The organism is Sphingopyxis sp. YF1, from assembly GCF_022701295.1.
Taxonomy (GTDB): Bacteria; Pseudomonadota; Alphaproteobacteria; order Sphingomonadales; family Sphingomonadaceae; genus Sphingopyxis.
This window is the reverse complement of sequence record NZ_CP033204.1, coordinates 839,738-859,908: the sequence shown is the minus strand read 5'-3', so window position 1 is coordinate 859,908 and position 20,171 is coordinate 839,738. Positions and strand designations below refer to the sequence as shown.

The following is a 20,171-nucleotide window of genomic DNA, read 5'->3' as shown; positions in this document are numbered from 1 at the left end:
GGTTAGCGTCGAAGCGATAATTTGCCGTTACCGGGCGTTACCCCGGCGCGATCCGCCCACCCGCGATACGAAAGCGCGTCACCGGGCCCGGCATGTCCTCGAACAGCGCCGCCTCGGTGCCGGTCAGCCACGCCTGCCCGCCCTGCCCGGCGAGACGCTCGTAGAGCGCGGCGCGGCGCATCGGGTCGAGATGCGCGGCAACCTCGTCGAGCAGCAGCACCGGGCGCTGCGCCCGCGCGCGCGCGACGCAGTCGCTGTGCGCAAGGACGAGCGAGAGCAGCATCGCCTTTTGTTCGCCGGTGGAACAGCGCGCCGCGCCGCGTCCCGAGGCGGCGTGGATCGCGGCCAGATCGTCGCGGTGCGGCCCCGCGGTCGCGCGGCCCGCCGCGGCGTCGATGCGGCGGCGCTCGGCGAACAGCTCGCGCAGCGCCTCGGCCGTCCACGGCGCGTCGCGCGGCGCACCCCCGGCATCGACCAGCGTCAGCAGCGGCCGCGCGAACGGCGCGTCGGGCTGCCCCGCCAGTTCGGCCGACAGCGCCGCCAGCGCCCGCTGCCGCGCCGCATCGATCGCCGCGCCATGCTCGGCGAGCTGCGCCTCGAGGCTCGCCAGCCACTGGCGGTCGGCGCCCGCGAGGTCGGTCAGCAACTTGCCGCGCGCGCGCATCGCGGCTTCGTAGCGATTGCCGTGCTGCGCGTGGCGCGGGTCGAGCGCGAGCACCAGCCGGTCGAGGAAGCGCCGCCGGTTGCCCGCGGTCTCTACGAACAGCCGGTCCATCGCCGGGGTCAGCCACAGGATCGCCAGCCAGTCGCCGAGCGCGGTCGCCGCCGCCGCCGCGCCGTTGATCCGCACAATGCGCCGTTTGGGATGCGCAGGCTCGATCCCGGTGCCCAGCGCGACGGGGGGCAGCGCGGCGTCGGGCTGCACCTCGGCGAACACCGCGAACCCGCCGGCCGCGCCGTCGCGCACCATGTCGGACAGCGGCGCGCGGCGCAGCCCGCGCCCGGGCGCGAGCAGCGAGATCGCCTCCAGGATGTTGGTCTTGCCCACGCCATTGTCGCCGTGCAGCGCGACGAGCCCCGGCGCGGCGACCAGCTCCGCGGCGGCATGGTTGCGAAAATCGGTCAGCGAAAGGCGGGCGAGCGTCATCGGTCTTTGCGACTAGCTGAACGCCCGGCACCGCGCCAGCCCGGGGCTCGTCGACCGCATCACAATTTTTTACCGCCTTATGGGAATTAATCCATGTTAGCGGGAAATTACGCATTGAAATAAAGTTTCCAGCACGGAAAAACCGCGCTTAACCGCCAATGAATGAAATTGGCACGCCTCCTGCATTACATTGGGCATCCACCGGATGGTCCGGCTGGAAGGATACAGGAAGGACAAACTCATGGCCCACTTCAACGCCCACGCCGTCAAGAGCTACGCGCTCGCCGCTTTCGCTTCGCTCTATGCGTCGATCATGCTGCTCGCGATCGCCGGTCAGAATGGTGCGCAGGTTGGTCAGCTGATCGTCTGATCGGCTGGCCCCGCCACCACGCCACCTAAAACGCCGGCCTCCCTGGCCGGGATGGAAAGGACAGAAATGAAACAGGGTTTTCGCAAGAATCGTCGCGATGGCATGGTCTTCGGCGTCTGCGCCGGCATGGCCGACCACTTCGGCATCGACGTCTTGTGGACGCGCGTCGGCTTCGTCGGCCTGACGCTTCTGGGCTTCGGCCTGCCGCTGCTGCTGTATATCACCGTCGCGATCCTCGCGCCGTAACGCAGCCCCGGGCCGGCCGCCGTTCAGGCGCCGTCGCACCGGCCCGCATATTTCCACGCACAGGGGCCCGCCGGTCTGACCGGCGGGCCTTGCGTCGGGGTCCGCGGCTCAGCGGGCCGACGATGTCGCGAGCTTCAGCCCGAACGCGACAAAGATACCGCCGGTCAACCGGTCGAGCCCGCCGATTGCGCTCGGTTTGCGCAGGAACTTTCCGAGCGGCGCGGTCGCCGCGATCAGCACCGCGAACCAGACGAGGGTCAGCAGGATGTGCACCCCCGCGAGGAAGAAGGAATATCCGGCGACATCCGCCCCCGCCGGCACGAACTGGGGCAGGAAGGTAATATAGAATATACCGATCTTCGGATTGAGCATGTTCGTCAGGAAGCCCCTGCCGAATGCATCGCGGCGACTGCTCGCGGCGCCGTCCGCGGCGCCTTCCAGCACCGCGCGCGGATGCAGCAGAAGCTTCGCGCCCAGCCAGACAAGATAGGCCGCACCGGCAAATTTGACGACCGCATAGGCCAGTTCCGATGCCTTCAGCACCGCCCCCAGCCCCAGCGACACCGCAGCGCCCCAGATCAGGCAGCCCAAGATGATCCCGGCGGAAGCCGCGATGCCGGCCCGGCGGCCGTCGACGGTCGCCGCGCGCAGCACCATCGCGGTATCGACCCCGGGGGTGACCGTCAGGATCGCGGCAGCGACCAGAAAAGCGAGAAACAAGGGAACATCGATCATGCCGGCCGCCCTACCACCGCCGCCACCCCGCATTCAAATCAAACCGGCGCCGCGGGGCGCGCGCATCGCACCGCCACGCGCATGAAAAAGCCCCGCCGGATCGCTCCGGCGGGGCTCTTTTTCATTCAGGCCGGAAGGCCGCGGCGCTTACGCCTCGCCTTCATCCTCCGGGCGATCCATCACCGCGACATCGTCGGTGGTGAAGTCCTCGCCCTGCACCTTGCCGAGCGGATCGTCGCCGATCGCGGCTTCGGGACCCTGCGCCAGTTCGGCGGCATGTTCCTCGGCGGCGGTCTGCGGCGCGATCAGATGCTCCTGGTTCGCGGCGCGCATCGCGGCGCGAAGCGCGGCATCCTTCGACGAAGCGGTCACGCGGACGCGGTTCATCGCCGCGCCGGTACCCGCCGGGATCAGGCGGCCGACGATGACGTTTTCCTTGAGACCCTGCAGCGAGTCGATCTTGCCCTGCACCGAAGCCTCGGTGAGGACGCGGGTCGTCTCCTGGAAGGACGCCGCCGAAACGAAGCTGCGGGTCTGCAGCGACGCCTTGGTGATGCCGAGGAGGACCGGACGGCCTTCCGCGGGCACGCCGTTCTTCGGCAGCTTGGCGTTATACTCCATCATCTCCAGATAATCGAGCTGCTCGCCGGGCAGCAACGTGGTGTCGCCGCCCGCCGTGATCTCGACCTTCTGCAGCATCTGGCGAACGATCACCTCGATGTGCTTGTCGTTGATCTTCACGCCCTGGAGTCGATAGACTTCCTGGATCTCCGCGACCAGATATTCGGCCAGCGCCTCGACGCCCATGACGTCGAGGATGTCGTGCGGGTTCGGCGAACCGCTGATCAGCGCGTCGCCGCGCTTGACCTGGTCGCCTTCCTGCACTTCGAGGACCTTCGACTTGGGGATCAGATACTCGATCGGATCGCCTTCTTCCGGAACGATCGCGATCTTGCGCTTCGCCTTGTAATCCTTGACGAATTCAATGCGGCCGCTGATCTTCGCGATGACGCTGTTGTCCTTCGGAATACGCGCTTCGAACAGCTCGGCAACACGCGGCAGACCGCCGGTGATGTCGCGCGTCTTCGACGCTTCGCGGCTGACACGCGCCAGCACGTCGCCCGCCTGCACTTCCTGGCCGTCCTCGACCGACAGCATCGTGCCGACCGCGAGCAGGTAGCGCGCAGCTTCGCCCGACTGGTCGTCGAGCAGGGTCAGGCGCGGCTGCAGGTCTTCCTTCTTCGACCGGCCCGCCGAGCGATATTCGATCACGACGCGCTGGGCGATGCCCGTCGCTTCGTCGACCTGTTCGATCAGCGTCTTGCCGTCGGCCAGATCCTGATACTTCACGACGCCCTGCTTTTCGGTGATCAGCGGCATGGTGAACGGATCCCATTCGGCAATCCGGTCGCCCTTCTTCACCTTCTCGCCGTCCTTGTGCATGATCTGCGCACCATAGGGCAGCTTGTGCGACGCGCGCTCGCGGCCTTCGCTGTCGATGATCGCGATCTCGCCCGAACGCGACAGCGCCAGACGGCGGCCGCGCTGATCGACGATCGTCGCCATGTCGCGATATTCGATCGTACCGTCCGAAATCGCTTCGGCGTTCGACTGCTCGTTGACCTGCGCCGCGCCACCGATGTGGAAGGTACGCATGGTCAGCTGCGTGCCGGGTTCACCGATCGACTGCGCGGCGATGACGCCGACCGCTTCACCGATGTTCACCGGCGTACCGCGAGCCAGATCGCGGCCATAGCATTTGCCGCACACGCCCAGCGTCGCTTCGCAGACCAGCGGCGAACGGATCTTGACCGACTGCACCTCGGCATCCTCGATCCGCTGCGTCGTCGCTTCGTCGAGCAGCGTGCCGACCGGCGCGATGATGTTGCCGTCCTTGTCGGAGACATCTTCGAGCGTCGTGCGGCCGAGGATACGTTCGCCGAGCGAGGCGATCGTCGAACCGCCCTGCACGATCGCACGCATTTCCATACCGCGGGTGGTGCCGCAATCTTCCTCGATCACGACGCAGTCCTGCGACACGTCGACCAGACGGCGGGTCAGGTAACCCGAGTTCGCCGTCTTGAGCGCCGTATCGGCAAGGCCCTTGCGTGCACCGTGGGTCGAGTTGAAATACTCGAGAACGGTCAGGCCTTCCTTGAAGTTCGAGATGATCGGCGTTTCGATGATCTCGCCCGACGGCTTGGCCATCAGGCCGCGCATGCCGGCAAGCTGCTTCATCTGCGCCTGCGAACCACGCGCACCCGAATGCGCCATCATGTAGATCGAGTTGATCGGGGCCAGACGGCCGTCGTCGAGCTTCGGCGTCGCACGGATTTCGTCCATCATCGCGTTCGCGACCTTGTCGCCGCACTGCGACCAGGCGTCGATCGCCTTGTTGTACTTTTCCTGCTGCGTGATCAGACCGTCCTGATACTGCTGCTCGAAGTCCTTCACGAGGGCGCGGGTCTCGTCGACCATGCCTTCCTTCGACGCCGGGATGATCATGTCGTCCTTGCCGAAGGAAATGCCCGCCTTGAACGCGTTGCGGAAGCCCAGCGCCATGATGGCGTCGGCGAACAGCACGGTCTCCTTCTGGCCGGTGTGGCGATAGACCTGGTCGATCACGTCGCCGATTTCCTTCTTGGTCAGAAGGCGGTTGACGACGTCGAAGGGCACCGTGTGCGACTTCGGCAGACATTCGCCGATCAGCATGCGGCCCGGGGTGGTCTCGAAGCGCTTCAGATATTCATTGCCCTGCTCGTCGGTCTGCGGGACGCGGCTCACCACCTTGGTGTGCAGCGTCACCGAACCGGTGAACAGCGCCTGGTGCACTTCGGCCATGTCGGCGAGCAGCATGCCCTCGCCCGGCTCGCCTTCGCGCTCCAGCGAGAGATAATAGAGACCCAGCACCATGTCCTGCGAAGGCACGATGATCGGCTTGCCGTTCGCGGGGCTCAGGATGTTGTTGGTCGACATCATCAGCACGCGCGCTTCGAGCTGGGCTTCCAGCGACAGCGGCACGTGGACCGCCATCTGGTCACCGTCGAAGTCGGCGTTGAACGCGGCGCAGACCAGCGGGTGGAGCTGGATCGCCTTGCCCTCGATCAGCACGGGCTCGAACGCCTGGATGCCGAGGCGGTGGAGCGTCGGGGCGCGGTTCAGGAGGACCGGGTGCTCGCGAATGACTTCGTCGAGGATGTCCCAGACTTCCTTGCGTTCCTTTTCGACCCACTTCTTCGCCTGCTTGAGGGTCATCGACAGACCCTTGGCGTCGAGGCGCGCGTAGATGAAGGGCTTGAACAGCTCGAGCGCCATCTTCTTGGGCAGGCCGCACTGGTGCAGCTTGAGTTCGGGACCGGTCACGATGACCGAACGGCCCGAATAGTCGACGCGCTTGCCGAGCAGGTTCTGACGGAAGCGGCCCTGCTTGCCCTTGAGCATGTCCGAGAGCGACTTGAGCGGACGCTTGTTGGCACCCGTGATCGTGCGACCGCGGCGGCCGTTGTCGAACAAGGCGTCGACGGCTTCCTGCAGCATGCGCTTTTCGTTGCGGACGATGATGTCCGGCGCGCGCAGTTCCATCAGCCTTTTCAGACGGTTGTTACGGTTGATCACGCGGCGGTACAGGTCGTTGAGATCCGACGTCGCGAAACGGCCGCCGTCGAGCGGCACCAGCGGGCGCAGTTCGGGCGGGATGACCGGAACGACTTCGAGGATCATCCACTCGGGGCGGTTGCCCGATTCGATGAAGCTCTCGACGACCTTCAGGCGCTTGATGATCTTCTTGGGCTTGAGCTCCGACTTGGTGGTCGCGAGATCTTCCATCAGGTCGACGCGTTCCTGCTCCAGATCGAGATTTTCGAGCAGCACGCGGATCGCCTCGGCGCCGATCCCGGCGCTGAACGCGTCTTCGCCATATTCGTCCTGCGCGTCGAGCAGTTCGTCTTCGGTCAGCAGCTGGAACTTCTCCAGCGGCGTCAGGCCCGGCTCAAGAACGATATAGGCTTCGAAATAGAGGACGCGCTCGAGCTGCTTGAGCTGCATGTCGAGCAGCAGGCCGATGCGCGACGGCAGCGACTTCAGGAACCAGATGTGCGCGACCGGCGCGGCGAGCTCGATATGGCCCATGCGCTCGCGGCGGACCTTGGTCACCGTGACTTCGACACCGCACTTCTCGCAGACGATGCCCTTGTATTTCATGCGCTTGTACTTGCCGCACAGGCACTCATAATCCTTGATCGGACCGAAGATGCGTGCGCAGAACAGGCCGTCGCGCTCGGGCTTGAACGTGCGGTAGTTGATCGTCTCGGGCTTCTTGATCTCGCCGAACGACCACGAGCGGATGCGCTCGGGGCTCGCGATGCCGATCTTGATCATGTCGAAGGTTTCGGGCTTCGCGACCGGGTTCATGAAATTGGTAAGCTGGTTCATATTTCAGGCTCCATCTTCCCCTCCCGCCGAAGCGGGAGGGGTGAGGAAAAGATCTTATTCGGCGGCTTCGGGAAGGGCGTCCGGGCCTTCGTCGGGATCTTCGTCCGCGTAGGACGAAAGCTCGACGTTGAGGCCCAGCGAACGCATTTCCTTGACGAGCACGTTGAAGCTTTCGGGAATGCCCGCCTCGAAGGTGTCGTCGCCCTTGACGATCGCTTCGTAGACCTTGGTGCGGCCGATCACGTCATCGGACTTCACCGTCAGCATTTCCTGCAGCGTGTACGCCGCGCCATAGGCCTGGAGCGCCCAGACCTCCATTTCACCGAAGCGCTGGCCGCCGAACTGCGCCTTGCCGCCCAGCGGCTGCTGGGTAACGAGGCTGTACGGCCCGATCGAACGCGCGTGGATCTTGTCGTCGACGAGGTGGTGGAGCTTCAGCATATAGATGTAGCCCACGGTCACCTTGCGATCGAACTTGTCGCCGGTGCGGCCGTCGTACAGGTCCGACTGTCCCGAGTCATGCAGCCCCGCGAGGGTCAGCATGTTCGACACGTCGGCTTCCTTGGCGCCGTCGAACACCGGGGTCGCGAACGGCACGCCGACCTTCAGGTTCGACGCCAGCTCGACGATGCTGTCGGCATCGCGCGCACGGATATCGTCCAGATATTCGGCGCCATAGACGTGCTCGAGCGACTCCTTGACCGCTTCGGGCATCTGGCCGCCGGTCGCGTCGGGGTTGGCGTCGCGCCAATCCTCCAGCGCCTGCGTGACCTGCCGCCCGAGGCCGCGCGAAGCCCAGCCGAGGTGCGTTTCGAGGATCTGCCCGACGTTCATGCGCGACGGCACGCCCAGCGGGTTGAGCACGATATCGACCGGCGTCCCGTCTTCGAGGAACGGCATGTCCTCGTTCGGCAGGATGCGGCTGATGACGCCCTTGTTGCCGTGACGGCCGGCCATCTTGTCGCCCGGCTGCAGCTTGCGCTTCACCGCGACGAAGACCTTGACCATCTTGAGCACGCCGGGGGCGAGTTCGTCGCCGCGCTGCAGCTTTTCGACGCGATCTTCATACTTCGCGTTGATCCGCTTGATCGCGTCGTCATACTGCGCCTTGATCGCTTCCAATGCGGTCTGCGCATTGTCCTCGACGACCGCGAGCTTCCACCAGTCGGCGCGGTCGAGTTCGACCAGCATCTCTTCGGTGACGGTGTCGCCCTTCTTCAGGCCCTTGGGCACCGCGCTCGTGACCTGACCGACCAGCAGGTCCTTCAGGCTCGAGAAGGTCGCGCGGTTGAGGATCGCGCGCTCGTCGTCGGCGTCCTGCTTCAGCCGCTCGATTTCCTCGCGTTCGATCGCGATCGCACGCTCGTCCTTGTCGATGCCGTGACGGTTGAAGACGCGGACCTCGACGACGGTGCCCGACACGCCCGGCGGCAGGCGGAGCGAGGTGTCGCGCACGTCGCTGGCCTTTTCGCCGAAGATCGCACGCAGCAGCTTTTCTTCCGGCGTCATCGGCGATTCACCCTTGGGGGTGATCTTGCCGGCCAGGATGTCGCCCGGGCCGACTTCGGCGCCGATGTAGACGATGCCCGCCTCGTCGAGGTTGCGGAGCGCTTCCTCGCCGACGTTCGGGATGTCGCGAGTGATGTCTTCGGGCCCGAGGCGCGTGTCACGCGCGGTGACTTCGAATTCCTCGATGTGGATCGAGGTGAAGACGTCGTCCTTCACGATGCGTTCGCTGATGAGGATCGAGTCCTCATAATTGTAGCCGTTCCACGGCATGAACGCGACGAGCACATTCTTGCCCAGCGCCAGTTCGCCCAGCTCGGTCGACGGACCGTCGGCGATGATGTCGCCGGTGCGGACGACGTCGCCCACCTTCACCAGCGGACGCTGGTTGATACAGGTGTTCTGGTTCGAACGCTGGAACTTCTGCAGGCGATAGATGTCGACGCCCGACTTGCCGGGTTCGATCATGTCGGTCGCACGGATGACGATACGCGTCGCATCGACCTGGTCGATGATGCCGCCGCGGCGCGCCGCGATCGCGGCGCCCGAATCGCGCGCCACGGTGCCTTCCATGCCGGTGCCGACCACCGGCGCCTCGGCGCGCAGCAGCGGGACCGCCTGGCGCTGCATGTTCGATCCCATCAGCGCGCGGTTGGCGTCGTCGTTCTCGAGGAAGGGGATGAGCGAGGCGGCGACCGAAACCAGCTGCTTCGGCGACACGTCCATCAGCGTGATCTGCTCGCGCGGCGCCATCAGGAATTCGCCGGCTTCGCGCGCCGAGATCAGCTCCTCGATGAAGCTGCCGTCGGGGTTGAGGTCGGCGTTCGCCTGCGCGACGGTGTGCTTCGATTCCTCCATCGCCGACAGATAGACGACCTCGTTGGTCACCTTGCCGTCGATGATGCGGCGGTACGGCGTCTCGATGAAGCCGTACTTGTTGACGCGCGCAAAGGTCGCGAGGCTGTTGATCAGACCGATGTTCGGGCCTTCGGGCGTTTCGATCGGGCAGATGCGGCCATAGTGCGTCGGGTGGACGTCGCGGACTTCGAAGCCTGCGCGCTCGCGCGTCAGACCGCCCGGCCCGAGCGCCGACACGCGGCGCTTGTGGGTGACTTCGGACAGCGGGTTGGTCTGGTCCATGAACTGCGAAAGCTGCGACGAACCGAAGAATTCGCGCACCGCGGCGACCGCGGGCTTCGCGTTGATCAGATCGTTCGGCATCACGGTCGACACGTCGACCGAGCTCATGCGCTCCTTCACCGCGCGCTCCATGCGGAGCAGGCCGACGCGATACTGGTTTTCGAGCAGCTCGCCGACCGAACGCACGCGGCGGTTGCCGAGGTTGTCGATATCGTCGATCTCGCCCTTGCCGTCCTTGAGGTTCACCAGCTCCTTGACGACGGCGAGGATGTCCTCGCTGCGCAGCGTGGTGACCGTGTCCTCGGCGTCGAGGCCAAGGCGCATGTTGAGCTTGACGCGGCCGACGGCCGACAGGTCATAGCGTTCGCCGTCGAAGAACAGGCCGCCGAACAGGGCTTCGGCGGTTTCACGCGTCGGCGGTTCGCCGGGGCGCATGACGCGGTAGATGTCGCTCAGCGCCTGGTCGCGATCCTCGGCCTTGTCGGCCTTCAGCGTGTTGCGGATCCACGGACCGGTGTTGTTGTGGTCGATGTCGAGCAGGACGAGCTGGTCGATGCCCGCAGCGTCGATCTTCTCGAGATTTTCGGCGCTCACTTCGTCGCCGGCCTCGATGTAGATCTCGCCGGTCGCTTCGTTGATCAGGTCATAGGCGCTGTAGCGGCCGAAGATTTCCTCGGTCGGGATCAGCAGCGTGTCGAGACCGTCCTTCGCCGCCTTGTTGGCGAGGCGCGGGCTGATCTTGTGGCCGGCGGCGAAGACGACTTCGCCGGTCTTGGCGTCGACGACGTCGAACGCGGGCTTCGACCCGCGCCAGTTTTCGACGACGAACGGCACCTTCCAGCCATTTTCGGCGCGCTCGAAGACGAGGCGGTCGTAGAAATCATTGAGGATTTCCTCGCCCGACATGCCCAGCGCGTAGAGCAGGCTGGTGACCGGCAGCTTGCGCTTGCGGTCGATGCGGACGTTGACGATGTCCTTGGCGTCGAATTCGAAGTCGAGCCACGACCCGCGATACGGGATCACGCGCGCGGCGAACAGGAACTTGCCCGACGAGTGGGTCTTGCCGCGGTCATGGTCGAAGAGCACACCCGGCGAACGGTGCATCTGCGACACGATGACGCGCTCGGTGCCGTTGACGAAGAAGGTGCCGTTCTCGGTCATGAGCGGCATGTCGCCCATGTAGACGTCCTGCTCCTTGATATCGAGGACCGAACGGGTGTCGGTTTCGCTGTCGACTTCAAAGACGATCAGGCGCAGCGTGACTTTCATCGGCGCCGCATAGGTGATGCCGCGCTGACGGCATTCCTCGACGTCGTACTTGGGGTCTTCGAGTTCGTAGTGGACGAAGTCGAGCTCGGCGGTGCCGGCAAAGTCGCGGATCGGGAAAACGCTGCGCAGCGTCTTTTCGAGGCCCGAGACATAACCCGTCGCCGGATCCGAGCGCAGGAACTGCTCATAGGATTCGCGCTGCACCTCGATGAGGTTGGGCATTTCCACCGCTTCGTGGATGTTGCCGAACAGCTTGCGGATTCGCTTGCTTGCGGTTGCCTCGAGGGCCTTGCCCACCGACTTCGCCTTGGTCGCCATAAGTGATTGTCTCGCCTTCAAAAAATTCAGCTCGCGAGCGCGTCGACGCGAAAAAAGCCGCAGGCAACCGTTGCCGGTTTACCGCAGCTTTCCAACGCCTGTCGAAATCCCCGCCGCCCTATCCGTACAGCCCGCTGCGCAAAGTCAGGCTCTATCTCGGACGATGGGGTGTGACGGCGATATAGGATTGGGGGGGCGCCGAGTCAACGGCCCCGCCCCGAACGCGGCGCGGCGCGTTCTCACTTGTCGCAATTCTTGGCGCTCGATTCGGGCACCGGGATCAGAAAGGACATCTGGTCGGTATAGCGCTCGTCGGTCTTGGGATAAGTCGCCAGTTCGAACTCGAGCCCGCAAACGCTGGCGGTGACGGTTTCGCCGGGCTCGAAATCGGCGAAATAGCCGGGAATCCGGCGCAGCAGCGTCGAAGCCGACGCGTTCGGCGTATAGACTTCGACCGGCATGATATATTGCTCGAACGCGCCCTTCTTGCCGTCGCCCTGGATCTTCATCACCGAACCGTCGGGCAGCTTCTCGATGTCCGACAGGTCCACCCAGGCCTTCACCTCGAGCCGCGGCGGGCGCGGCACCTCTTCGGCCGTCGCAAAATCGCCGAGCAGGAAATAGATCGCCGCCGAACCGGTGACCACCACCACGGCCAGCACGTTGATGATGCGCGCCAGCAGGATGTTGCGCCCGGTAAAGAAGATTCCCGTGACCGCGAGCAGCACGAACGAGACGAGCGCGATGACCAGAAAGGTCTGCGTGCTCGCCCCCGAGAAAAAGGTGACGATCGGACCGAATATGCCGACAATCCCCGACAGCACGGTGATGACCTGCTCGACCCGCTTCGGGATGACGACCGCATCCTTGCCCTCTGCGCCGGTCGCGCGCCGATTGTTCGTTTCCGCCATAACCCTCTCCCAATGGCATGCCCCGGGGGCGGGTCAGGACGCCGCCGGCGCCGTGGCAGGACGGCGGCCGATATGGAGGAGGTGATAGAGGATGACCGTCACCAGCGTCGCGCTGACGATACCGCTGATCTCCGCTCCATAGAATTTGAAGGTCAGGTTCCCGGCCCCGACGACCAGCCCGATGCCGACCACCAGCAAGGTGCGGGTTTCGAGGAAGTTGATCGTCCCCTGCCGGATGCCGCGCTGCCAGATCGACCCGGCCGCCGCCGTGATCAGGCCGAACATCGCCAGCGACAACCCGCCGATGACGGGCATCGGGATCGACTGGATCACCGCGCCGAACTTGGGCGAGAAGCCGAGGACCATCGCGAAGAGGCCCGCAACAACGAAGGTCACCGACGCGAAATTGTTGGACAGGCGCATCACCGCCATATTTTCGGCATAGGTCGTCAGCCCCGGACCGCCAAGCATGCCCGAAAAGGTCGTGCCGATCGCGTCGCCCAGAAAGGTCCGCCCGACCTGATCGTTCAGGTCGCGATCGATCATCGCGCCGATCGCTTTCACATGCTCCAGGTTTTCGGCGACGAGCACGATCACCACCGGCGCGACGGTCAGGCACGCCTGGAGATTGAAGACCGGCGCGGTGAAGGTCGGCAGGCCAAACCATGGCGCGGCGGCGATCGCCCCCATGTCCACGGGATCCGCGCGGCCGAACATGTTCGCGCCGACCACGTAAAAGGTGTAGCCGGCCAATCCGCCGATGATGATCGGCACGATCTCGAAGATCCGCAGCATCGGATTGCCCGAGCGCGCGCCGCGCGCAAAGCGGCCCGGCGCATAGACGCTCCACGCCACGACGACGCCCAGCGTCAGCAGCGCGGCCATGACACCAAAGGGATCCGCACCGATCTGGTTGATCGCGACCCCCGCCAGGCTGATGCCGATGATGCCGACGATCGTTCCGCTCACCACATCGGGAAACAGCCGCTCGATGAACCGGTACCCCGCCAGCATCACGACGATCGCGACGATGCCGTACAGGATGCCGGCAACGACGATGCCGCCCAGCGCGACGGGAAGATTGGGATTGGGCCCGTTGCCCGAATAGCCAGACGCCACGGCAACCGCGGCGATGAAGGCAAAGGAGGACCCCAGATAACTTGGAACGCGCTTCCGCGTGACCAGAATGAAGACGATCGTTGCAATACCCGACAGGAAGATCGCCGTATTCGGATCGAAACCCATCAATATGGGGGCCAGAACGGTGGCTCCGAACATCGCCAGAACATGCTGGATACCCAGCGTCGCCGCGAGAGGAAGCGGAACTTCATCCTCGGGCAAATAGACGTGATTTTCGGTGGCGGTAACGTGATCAGTCATTGCTTCCCCCCGGAGCATCTGGTCAATATTTACCACGTCAGATTACGTCATTTCCATTTCACATCAAGCATCTGTTTCACCAATAAATATCCATTGCGGAACAAGGATTCAAATCAAGGAATCTACCAAAATAAATGGAAAAATATTCCTTCTATTAAATGGTTAGCACGGACCACCCAATAGTGTCCGCGATCGGGGCCCGCCCGGCCTTTGCCGCACGACGATGCTCCATTTCCGCGCTTTTGGACCGGCGCCGCGACCGCGACCGCGAATCACGCCGCCATGCGCAGCCGGTTCCGTCCCGCGCGCTTGGCGGCGTAAAGCGCCTCGTCGGCGCGCTCGAGCAATTCCTCGACGCCGGCCTCGCCCGAATAGACCGCCAGCCCGATACTGACCGTCGCCCCCGGGGCCCCGTCGGCAGCGCTGTCGTCAGCCGCGATCGCCGCACGGACGCGTTCGGCGACCAGTTCGGCGGCGTGGGCGCTGGGCCCCTGAAAGATGCACACGAACTCCTCGCCGCCGAAACGCCCGACCACATCCTCCTCGCGCAGCGACGCCTTGGCGCGTCGCCCGACGCGGCGGATCACCAGATCGCCGACCGCATGCCCGTGCACGTCGTTGACGCGCTTGAAATGGTCGATGTCGAAGATCCCGACCGCGAGCGGCGCCCCGGTACGCGCCGCACGCTCCATCGCGTCGGCCAGCACCGCCAGCGTGTAGCGCCGGTTCGGCAAGCCGGTCAGCGCATCGGTGTTCGCCGCCGCTTCGGCATCGTTGCGCGCGGCTTCCAGCATGCGCGCATTCTCGACGCTCTGGGTGACGTCCTGAATCGTGCCGAAAATGCCTACGGGCTTGCCCCCGCGCCCGAACTCGACCGATCCGTGCGAGGAAATGTCGCGTACCTCGTCGTCGGGGCGGATGATCTGGCCCTGATATTCGAACGCGCCGCCGCTGCCCACCGCCTGCATCAGCATCGCGCGCATCCGCGTCGCGTCTTCGGGCACGTAGAGGTCGAGGCTGCTCTCGATCGTCATCGGCGTGCCGGGTTCGATGCCGTGGATGCGATAGGCCTGGTCCGACCACTGGATCGTCCCGCGCACCAGGTCGACGCGCCAGTGGCCGACGAGCGCCGCCGCCTCGGCCTGGAGCAGCCAGCGGTTGCTCTGTTCGAGCCGCTTGGCGAGCCGCTGGCGCCCGACGAGCAGCGCCGCGAGCGGCAAGGCCGTTGCGAGCAGCGTCAGCAGGTAGAATTGCAGGAAGAGGACGATCACCTCGGGCCGCGCATCCATGCCCGCGATCGGCCCCATCCCGCGGCCCGTCATCCACGAGGTGATGATGGTGACGATCAGCACGCCCGCCGCGGCGCCGAACGGGCCGAGGCGGTAGGCGGCGATAACGACCGCGACGCAGGGAAGGAACGTCACCGGGAATTCGGCCTGCGAGAAACAGGCGACGGTGATCGCCGCACCGCCCGTCAGCATCACCACCGCCTCGGCGATCGTCGCGCGGCCGGTCTGGCGCAGCAGGCCCGAGGCGGCGAGCCGCGCCAGCATCACGATCGGCGGCGCGACGATCAGCATGCCCAGCGCGACGGTCGTCAGCCACGACCGGAAAAAATCGAAGCTGCCACCCGTCAGCACGGTCGCCAGGCTGGCGCTGACGAAGCTTGCGGTGATCGTGCCGACGCAGAAGTTGACCACCGAACGCGGCACCATGAACGACAGGACGCCCTTTTCGCGGGCGTTGATCAGCCACAGCGCGACCGCGCCTTCGACCGTGTTGGCCGTGGTCAGGGCCACCGACGGCAGCAACGGTGCGCCGCTGAGCAGGTTGGCGGCGCCGCTGGCGAGGATCATCCCGCCAAAGGCCGCCGCGCGCGCGCGCGGCGCCATCAGGAGCAGCAGCGCGAGGAAATAGCCGCTCGGCGCCCAGACCGCGGCGACATTGTCGGCGCCCTTCGTCGCGTTGAGCGACAGGCTGGCGAGCAGAAAATAGCCAAGCGCCACCAGCAATGCCCATAAGAGCGCCTCGACCCGGGGGGACTGCGACCGCGTCATGCCGGCACGCTGGCCGACAATGGCAAAGAAAGCGCTAACATAATTGGCAGATAGCGCCGATTTGCGACAAAGCGAAGGCTCAGGCGACCCCGCCGAAAGTCAGACCGACGACATCGGCGACCATCGCCTCGTCCCAGTCGATGCGGCGATCGAGGATCAGCATCGCGAGGCCGTGGACCAACGACCAGGCGTGGAGCGCGGCCACGTCGGGATTGGTCACCCCGGGCAGCGCCTCGCCCACCCCGGCGCGGAGCAGGTTATAGGCGACCTCGCCGCCGTCGCCCTCTTCCTTGCGATCGGGCATCCGCCGCGTGAAGCTCAGCCGGAACAGCGCGGGCTCGTCGTGCGCGAAGCGGACATAGGCGATCCCCGTCGCCCTGAACCCCGCCGAGCCGCCCCCGGCCTTGAGCCAGGCCTGCGCCTGCAGGGCGCCGAGCCGCCGCAACCCTTCGTCGGCAAGCGCATCGAGCAGCGCTTCCTTGTCGGGGAAGTGGCGATAGAGCGCGGTCGCGCTCACCCCCACGTCGCGCGCCAGCGCGCGCAGCCCCAGATCGTCCTCGCCCGCCGCAAGCCGCTCCAGCCCCGCCGCGATCACCGCCGCGCGCAGGTCGCCGTGGTGATAGGCGCCGCCCTTGCCCGCCGCCTTCGCATCCGTCCCGCTTTTCATGTTGACACTGTTACCTTCGATCGCCACAATGATAACGACGTAAACATTTCGAGTCGGCCGCGCAACCCCACGGTGCGCGGCACCTTCGCCAACTTCCACCGGGAGCATGACCATGGCCAGCCACGTCGAAACGATCATCCGCAGCGCCGTCACCAAGGGCATCGGCAAGGTCGCCGATTTCAACCGCAAGCGCCTCCCCCGCCCCACCGACGCGCACCCCTTCCTCACCGGCATCCACACCCCGATGACCGAGGAGTTCACGCTCGAGGCGCTGCGCGTCGACGGCGAGATCCCCGCCGGCCTCACCGGCCGCTACCTGCGCAACGGCCCCAATCCCGCGATCGCGCCCGATCCCGCGAGCTATCACTGGTTCACCGGCGCCGGCATGGTGCACGGCATCCGCATCGAGGGCGGCAGGGCCGACTGGTATCGCAACCGCTGGGTGCGCGGCACCGAGGCGTGCGCGCATCTGGGCGAAGAACTGCCTCCGGGCCCGCGCGAGGATCGCAACGATGCCCCCAACACCAACGTCGTCGGGCTCGCCGGCCGCACCTTCGCAATCGTCGAAGCGGGCGGCAAGCCGGTCGAACTCGACTATGAGCTGGGCACGATCGCGCACAACCCCTTCGACGGCACCCTCGCGGGCCCCTACACCGCGCACCCGCACCACGACCCCTTCACCGGCGAAACCCACGCGATCACCTATCGCGGCGACGAGCCGAACAAGGTCTGGCACGTCGTCCTCGACAAGGACGCCCATGTCGTGCGCGAGGAAGCGGTCGCGGTCAGCGACGGCCCGTCGATCCACGACTGCGCGATCACCGAAAATTACGTGCTGGTGTTCGACCTGCCCGTGACCTTCTCGATGAAGATGCTGCTTGCGGGCTATCGCTTCCCCTATGCGTGGAACGACGCGCACCCCGCGCGCGTCGGCTTGCTGCCGCGCCATGCTAACGGTGACAACATCGTCTGGGTGCCGGTCGAACCCTGCTATGTCTTTCACCCCGCCAACGCCCATGAGAGTGCCGACGGCAAGGTGATCGTCGATGTCGTCGCGCACGAGACGATGTTCGCCACCTCGAAACGCGGCCCCGACAGCGAAAAGTCCCGCATGGAGCGCTGGACGATCGATCCCGCCGCGGGCACCACGACGCGCACCGTCATCCACGACCATGCGCAGGAATTCCCGCGCTATGACGAGCGGCTGACGACACGGCCCTATCGCTACGCCTATTGCGTCGCGATCCCCGACGGCGAACGCGCCGAATGGCAGCTCGCCGATACCCGCCTGTTCCGCCACGACCTCGAAAGCGGCACCACGGCCGAACGCGATTTCGGCCCGGGCCGCCATCCCGGCGAATTCGTCTTCGTGCCGCGCAGCGTGCAGGGGGCCGAAGACGATGGCTGGCTCATCGGCCTCGTGGTCGACATGAACGACGAGACCACCGACCTCGTCATCCTCAACGCCGACGATTTTACCGGGGCACCGCAAGCCGTCGTACACCTGCCGCACCGGGTGCCGCCCGGCTTTCACGGCAATTGGGTGGCCGACTGACCGCAGCGCGCCGCCCTCGACCGCTGCTGACGGCACCCTCCAGCAAAGGCACCTGATCGTTTTCCCGACCGGATTCAGCGGCAAAACGACGGAGAATCTTCGCCGCGTCGTCCGGTCGCCACGATTCATCGCGGAAACAGGCGTGTTTCGGCAGCGCTTTTCGCGCGGCATTCGTTCTTCGGTCACTATGACGAAAACGACGCCCCTCTCCCGCCCCGCCGCGAGCGCGATTGCCGCGTTCCTGGTCCTGTCCACTCCGAGCGCCTTCGCGCAGGAAGTCCCGGCGGCGCAGCCCGCACCGCCGACCGTGATGGTCCCGCCGGTTGCCCCGACGGCCGCGCCATCGGCAAGCGCTCCCGCTCCGGCGCCCGTGCTGCGCGTCCCGCTCGACATTGCGCCCGAGCCCGCCGCCCCCGAACCCGCGGCCGCCGCCGCGGCGCCCCGGGCCGAGACCAAGGCGGCCCCGCGCGCGCCGGCCAGGACCGCCGCGCGCGCCGCTCCCGCCGAACGCGCGACATCGGCGGCCACCCTGCCCGCCGCAGCCGCAGCCCTGCCCCGCGACGCCGCGATACCCGAGCTCACCGAGCCGGCGATTGCACCGGTTGCGCCGGTGGTTGACCCCGTCCCTGCAGCAGCACCCGCCGAGCATGTCGCAAACGGCAGCGCTGTCCCCTGGGAGGTCGCCGGCGGCGCCGCCGCGTTGCTGCTGATCGGCGGTGCCGGTCTCGTCTTCGCACGGCGCCGTCGTACCTTGCGCGACGCCGATGCCTGGGAGTTCGGCGAAACCGCCGAAAACAGCGAATGGGTCCCCGCGGCGCCGACCGCAGCCCGCACCGCCGATCCCTTGGCAAATCCCGAACCGATTCCCGCGCCGCGTGCCGCCGAAGAGCCGGTGCGCCGCACCACGCCCGCCTTTGCCGCCGCGCCGAGCGGCAGCATGGGGCGTCACGAGGCGATGGCACTCGTCGGACCGACCGCCGACAATCCGTTTGCCACGCTCGCCAAGCGGCTCAAGCGCGCACGCTTCCTCGATCGCAAGGAGCAGCTTGCCTATGACGCGGCCCTCGCGGGCGAACAGCCGGCCAACCGCCAGCCGGTCAGCGCCTGGGAAATTGCGCAGCGTCCTGCCCCTGTTCCCGCCGAGCAGCTGGTGCGCCGCCCCGAACCCGTCACGCGCGGTCTCTCGCACAGCTTCCGTCGTCCGGGCTTCGCCCGCGACTGAGCGGCCGGACCACCAACGAAAAAGGGGCGGCGCCTGACGGCACCGCCCCTTTTCTTTTCTCACCAGGCCCGGCCCGCGAACGGGCCGGAACCGGCGAACCGAATTACTTCAGTTCGACGGTGGCACCGGCCGCTTCGAGCTTCTTCTTCAGCTCTTCGGCTTCGGCCTTGGCAACGCCTTCCTTGACGGCCTTCGGCGCGCCTTCGACGAGCGCCTTGGCTTCGCCAAGACCCAGGCCGGTGATCGCGCGGACTTCCTTGATGACGTTGATCTTCTGGCCGCCGTCACCGGTCAGGATGACGTCGAATTCGGTCTGCTCTTCAGCAGCCGGGCCAGCGGCGGCAGCGGCCGGAGCGGCAGCAACGGCAGCAGCGGCCGAAACGCCCCACTTTTCTTCGAGCATCTTCGAAAGCTCGGCAGCTTCCAGAACGGTCAGCGCCGACAGGTCTTCAACGATCTTGGCAAGATCAGCCATGTTATTTCTCCATCAGAACCGGGCAACCCCGGCATAAGTTTCGTTCAATCGGTAGTTTATGCCGCATCCTTGGCCGCGTAAGCGCCAAAGACCCGCGCCAGCTGGCCCGCCGGAGCTGCCGCAATCTGCGCCAGCTTGGTGGCCGGAGCCTGCACCAGACCAACGATCTTGGCGCGCAGCTCGTCGAGCGAGGGAAGCGAAGCGAGGGCCTTGACGCCATCGACGTCGAGAAGCGTATCGCCCATGCCGCCGCCGACGATTTCGAGCTTGTCGTTCGTCTTGGCGAATTCCACCGCGACCTTCGCCGCCGCCACCGGATCGGTGGACGAAGCGATGGCCGTCGGCCCGGTCAGCAGATCGCCGAGTCCGGTGTAGGACGTGCCCTCGAGCGCGATTTTGGCAAGGCGGTTCTTCGCGACCTTGAAGCTCGCACCCGCGTCGCGCATCTGCTGGCGAAGCACCGTCGACTGGGCGACGGTCAGACCCAGGTTGCGGACGACCACAACCGAGGCAGCATTCGACAGCGTAGCGTTCAGCGAGGATACGGCTTCGGCCTTTTCAGCACGATCCATGCCTGTTCTCCACTCTGTGCCCGGAACCGCGCGCACCCGGAGGGAACACGCGCCGCCGGGCGGCTAACAGACGCAAGCGCACGCGGGACGAATCCCGCCTGAAACTTGCGCAACGATGTCCGATGGGGTCGGTCAAGCCGCGGACGCCTGACGAGCAGGCGGGCGACCGA

14 protein-coding genes are annotated in these 20,171 nt (G+C 66.0%); 4 read left to right on the top strand and 10 right to left on the bottom strand.

The window, feature by feature from the left end; genetic code table 11:
- Positions 1-37: 37 nt before the first annotated feature.
- Positions 38-1,147, bottom strand: coding sequence for a DNA replication/repair protein RecF (gene recF / locus EAO27_RS04175; RefSeq protein ID WP_242777400.1), 1,110 nt, complete (start codon positions 1,145-1,147; stop codon positions 38-40).
- Between the two features lie 241 nt (positions 1,148-1,388).
- Between recF and EAO27_RS20910 the strand changes: the two genes are divergently transcribed.
- Positions 1,389-1,517, top strand: a complete 129-nt coding sequence (locus tag EAO27_RS20910) for a hypothetical protein (protein WP_278190126.1) — start codon at positions 1,389-1,391, stop codon at positions 1,515-1,517.
- 66 nt (positions 1,518-1,583) lie between these two features.
- A complete protein-coding gene (locus EAO27_RS04170) occupies positions 1,584-1,763 on the top strand; it encodes a PspC domain-containing protein (protein WP_242777398.1) in 180 nt (59 codons plus the stop codon).
- Positions 1,764-1,871: 108 nt separating this feature from the next.
- On the opposite strand, the gene EAO27_RS04165 is transcribed toward EAO27_RS04170, so the two are convergent.
- The 7 genes from EAO27_RS04165 to EAO27_RS04135 all read right to left on the bottom strand — a co-directional run bounded on the left by EAO27_RS04165 (position 1,872) and on the right by EAO27_RS04135 (position 16,177).
- Positions 1,872-2,498, bottom strand: coding sequence for a LysE family translocator (locus tag EAO27_RS04165; protein ID WP_242777396.1), 627 nt, complete (start codon positions 2,496-2,498; stop codon positions 1,872-1,874).
- Positions 2,499-2,645: 147 nt separating this feature from the next.
- Positions 2,646-6,929, bottom strand: a complete 4,284-nt coding sequence (gene rpoC, locus EAO27_RS04160) for a DNA-directed RNA polymerase subunit beta' (RefSeq protein ID WP_242777394.1) — start codon at positions 6,927-6,929, stop codon at positions 2,646-2,648.
- A 54-nt stretch (positions 6,930-6,983) separates the two neighbouring features.
- Positions 6,984-11,162, bottom strand: a complete 4,179-nt coding sequence (gene rpoB, locus EAO27_RS04155; RefSeq protein WP_242777392.1) for a DNA-directed RNA polymerase subunit beta — start codon at positions 11,160-11,162, stop codon at positions 6,984-6,986.
- A gap of 239 nt (positions 11,163-11,401) precedes the next feature.
- Positions 11,402-12,073 carry a hypothetical protein gene (locus tag EAO27_RS04150; RefSeq protein WP_242777390.1) on the bottom strand — a complete coding sequence of 224 codons (672 nt, stop codon included), beginning with the start codon at positions 12,071-12,073 and terminating at the stop codon, positions 11,402-11,404.
- Positions 12,074-12,106: 33 nt separating this feature from the next.
- Positions 12,107-13,453, bottom strand: coding sequence for a solute carrier family 23 protein (locus EAO27_RS04145; protein WP_242777388.1), 1,347 nt, complete (start codon positions 13,451-13,453; stop codon positions 12,107-12,109).
- 272 nt (positions 13,454-13,725) lie between these two features.
- The gene (locus EAO27_RS04140) at positions 13,726-15,510 is read right to left on the bottom strand and encodes a sensor domain-containing diguanylate cyclase (protein WP_242777386.1); all 1,785 of its coding nucleotides are present in this window, start codon (positions 15,508-15,510) and stop codon (positions 13,726-13,728) included.
- A gap of 79 nt (positions 15,511-15,589) precedes the next feature.
- Positions 15,590-16,177, bottom strand: a complete 588-nt coding sequence (locus tag EAO27_RS04135; RefSeq protein ID WP_242777384.1) for a TetR/AcrR family transcriptional regulator — start codon at positions 16,175-16,177, stop codon at positions 15,590-15,592.
- Positions 16,178-16,289: 112 nt separating this feature from the next.
- Here EAO27_RS04135 and EAO27_RS04130 point away from each other — a divergent pair, with 112 nt between their 5' ends.
- Positions 16,290-17,732, top strand: a complete 1,443-nt coding sequence (locus EAO27_RS04130) for a carotenoid oxygenase family protein (protein ID WP_242777382.1) — start codon at positions 16,290-16,292, stop codon at positions 17,730-17,732.
- A 187-nt stretch (positions 17,733-17,919) separates the two neighbouring features.
- Positions 17,920-18,954 carry a hypothetical protein gene (locus tag EAO27_RS04125; protein ID WP_242777380.1) on the top strand — a complete coding sequence of 345 codons (1,035 nt, stop codon included), beginning with the start codon at positions 17,920-17,922 and terminating at the stop codon, positions 18,952-18,954.
- A gap of 103 nt (positions 18,955-19,057) precedes the next feature.
- Here EAO27_RS04125 and rplL read toward each other — a convergent pair whose 3' ends face one another.
- Entirely contained in the window at positions 19,058-19,429 is a 372-nt protein-coding gene (gene rplL, locus EAO27_RS04120) for a 50S ribosomal protein L7/L12 (RefSeq protein WP_242777378.1), read from the bottom strand.
- A gap of 56 nt (positions 19,430-19,485) precedes the next feature.
- The gene (gene rplJ, locus EAO27_RS04115) at positions 19,486-20,001 is read right to left on the bottom strand and encodes a 50S ribosomal protein L10 (protein ID WP_242777376.1); all 516 of its coding nucleotides are present in this window, start codon (positions 19,999-20,001) and stop codon (positions 19,486-19,488) included.
- Positions 20,002-20,171 lie beyond the last annotated feature (170 nt).

Excerpts from the sequence above, each read along its gene's own strand:
- recF (WP_242777400.1), bottom strand. The coding sequence starts at position 1,147 with ATGACGCTCGCCCGCCTTTCGCTGACCGATTTTCGCAACCATGCCGCC.
- EAO27_RS20910 (WP_278190126.1), top strand. The coding sequence starts at position 1,389 with ATGGCCCACTTCAACGCCCACGCCGTCAAGAGCTACGCGCTCGCCGCT.
- EAO27_RS04170 (WP_242777398.1), top strand. The coding sequence starts at position 1,584 with ATGAAACAGGGTTTTCGCAAGAATCGTCGCGATGGCATGGTCTTCGGC.
- EAO27_RS04165 (WP_242777396.1), bottom strand. The coding sequence starts at position 2,498 with ATGATCGATGTTCCCTTGTTTCTCGCTTTTCTGGTCGCTGCCGCGATC.
- rpoC (WP_242777394.1), bottom strand. The coding sequence starts at position 6,929 with ATGAACCAGCTTACCAATTTCATGAACCCGGTCGCGAAGCCCGAAACC.
- rpoB (WP_242777392.1), bottom strand. The coding sequence starts at position 11,162 with ATGGCGACCAAGGCGAAGTCGGTGGGCAAGGCCCTCGAGGCAACCGCA.
- EAO27_RS04150 (WP_242777390.1), bottom strand. The coding sequence starts at position 12,073 with ATGGCGGAAACGAACAATCGGCGCGCGACCGGCGCAGAGGGCAAGGAT.
- EAO27_RS04145 (WP_242777388.1), bottom strand. The coding sequence starts at position 13,453 with ATGACTGATCACGTTACCGCCACCGAAAATCACGTCTATTTGCCCGAG.
- EAO27_RS04140 (WP_242777386.1), bottom strand. The coding sequence starts at position 15,510 with ATGACGCGGTCGCAGTCCCCCCGGGTCGAGGCGCTCTTATGGGCATTG.
- EAO27_RS04135 (WP_242777384.1), bottom strand. The coding sequence starts at position 16,177 with ATGAAAAGCGGGACGGATGCGAAGGCGGCGGGCAAGGGCGGCGCCTAT.
- EAO27_RS04130 (WP_242777382.1), top strand. The coding sequence starts at position 16,290 with ATGGCCAGCCACGTCGAAACGATCATCCGCAGCGCCGTCACCAAGGGC.
- EAO27_RS04125 (WP_242777380.1), top strand. The coding sequence starts at position 17,920 with ATGACGAAAACGACGCCCCTCTCCCGCCCCGCCGCGAGCGCGATTGCC.
- rplL (WP_242777378.1), bottom strand. The coding sequence starts at position 19,429 with ATGGCTGATCTTGCCAAGATCGTTGAAGACCTGTCGGCGCTGACCGTT.
- rplJ (WP_242777376.1), bottom strand. The coding sequence starts at position 20,001 with ATGGATCGTGCTGAAAAGGCCGAAGCCGTATCCTCGCTGAACGCTACG.